General features: G+C 53.4%; 2 protein-coding genes. Both read right to left on the bottom strand.

Translation table 11 applies throughout. The features are described from left to right. Window positions 1-488: 488 nt before the first annotated feature. Window positions 489-746 carry a hypothetical protein gene (locus EBS36_07320; GenBank protein NBU32957.1) on the bottom strand — a complete coding sequence of 86 codons (258 nt, stop codon included), beginning with the start codon at window positions 744-746 and terminating at the stop codon, window positions 489-491. Continuing rightward, window positions 743-2,099 (bottom strand): terminase (locus EBS36_07315; GenBank protein NBU32956.1); only part of this gene is annotated, 1,357 nt, incomplete at its 5' end. The genes EBS36_07315 and EBS36_07320, both read right to left, overlap by 4 nt.

Below are 2,099 nucleotides of genomic sequence, written 5' to 3'. Positions count from 1 at the left end.
GCAATGCCTGTGAAGTCTGCCATTATTTAATCTTGTTAAGGACTTTGTCCACCGTTGCCTTGACATTGTTGCCCGATGGAATCGTGGCATTGCAGTTGGCAGTGGGTGAACGGGTCTCTTTGTTGCGGTCAGGCATACCGCCGCCCGACATTTTTGGCTCGCGGCTGTTCAATTTAGCGATGGGCGCAAGAGTTTTCATTTCTTTCCTTTCGGGGCTGCACGTTTGACTGCGTATGCAATGGCCACGGCCTGCTTGACCGGCTTGCCGGCAGCGACTTCGGCCTTCACATTTTTTCGGAATGCTTCGGGAGATTTTGATTTGACAAGCGGCATGTTACTTCTTCTTTGCCGTCTTGGCCGACTCTTTAAACGCTTTGGCAGTTGGAGCACCAGGTGAGCCAGGCTTCCTCATCTTCTCTTTACTGCCGGCGGCGATGCGTGCCTGCTTGGCGTGAATGTTTGCGTAAAGTCCCGGTTTGGTAGCCATGTCAACACTTCCATCTTTTAAGGGCTGCTTTAGCGCGTTCGCCGTCTTTGGCGTTGGCTGCTACGGCACCCATGCGAGCACAAAATGAATCTTTGCGGCCTTGGTCTGCCTTGGTCTTAGGGTTGGGTGCTGGCGCTTTGAGGTTAGAACCCGTAGCGGCGTTGTACTTAGCGCGGCCTTTCTCAGTCAGACCCGCGCCCTTGGCCACCGGCAATTTCTCGCCGCGACCAACTGACAAAGATACGCTCTTCTTCTTCATGCGCCCATCCATCCTGTAGACACTGCGCTACCGTAGCTTCTAGCGGTGCGCTTGGGTTCAACATATTCACGATGTGCCACTGGAAAGGCAAATGTGACGCAGATAGCGTCAGCAGCGTCGGGCGAGGCAAGACCGCGAGCTTTCATTTCCTTTTTGCTTTCCAAGAAGATTGTTCCCCGTGAATCAGGCTTCATCATAGGCGAAATCAAGTCCGTCTTCAAGAACCTGTCGCTAGGGATACTAGCAGATTTCAGCCATTCTCGCATATCTCCCCACATCTGCGCGCGCATATTACCGTACATGATCGGGTTTTTGGCTTTATTTCCAAAGTTTATGCCCTTGATCTTGTACCGTTGCTCTTTTAATCGATCAACAATACCCGCCCCCAGCCCGCCTTCGTCGATCACAACCAGCGCGGGCTTGAATTCTTCAATTGCTTCGATCACATACCCCACCACCGTCATGGTGTCGTCGCCGCGGTGGCGAATAATCTTGACAATATCGCGTCCCTGGCGCACCGCAATTACCGTTGCATCAGCGCCGAACCGTGCAGGGTCAACCCCAATAATGATTGGCGCCGACTGATCCTTGTACTTAGCCCTTTTCATCGCATCATCCACAATATTGGACGAAATAAACTGGTCGTCCCCTTCCGAGGGGAACATGCCATACACCTCAACGTGCGCCTGGCTCGAGTCCGGCCCATACTCATCAATGATGTTCTGGTACACCGCCTTATCAGTGCCCTCCACCGTCCTGGCGTCCACCACCTTGCTGGTCCAAAAGTCCCGCTTGCTGTTAAAACACTCGTAAAAGTACCCAGTATTTCGCCGAGGGTTGGAAAAAGCCAACCAAAGGCGATTCGGCGTGTTCTCAGTAAAAAAGCCCGCGGTCACAGACCAGATCGCATCATCAATACCAGACGCCTCATCAAAGATGACTAGCACCCCGTCATGGTTGTGGACCCCGGCATAAGAATCTGGGTTTTCTGCTGACCACAACCGGCCCTCAACGGCCCAATACCGGGTGCCCTTGCGCAAGTCCTTCTCCACCAGCTCAGTCAGCCAACCAGCCGGCGCAACCTTGGTGGCCGAAACCTCAAACCAGTGACTATTAATAGTCATGGCCAACCACTTGGTAATCTCAGCCCAGGTCACAGCTCGCAACTGGGCCTCACTGTTGGCCGAAATGATGGTCGTTGACCCTATCCTGGTAGACAACATCCAGATGGTTAGCCAGGACACCAATGCAGACTTGCCAATACCACGGCCAGATGAGATGGCGTGGCGCAAGGTCTCAAAGTTAATCAGCCCCTTTTGGCGCTTAACGTGCTGGGCGATCTCGCGCAAGACT

This window comes from Actinomycetota bacterium, assembly GCA_009923495.1.
In the GTDB taxonomy this organism is placed as follows: domain Bacteria; phylum Actinomycetota; class Actinomycetes; order S36-B12; family UBA5976; genus UBA5976.
This window is presented reverse-complemented; position numbering and strand designations above follow the sequence as displayed.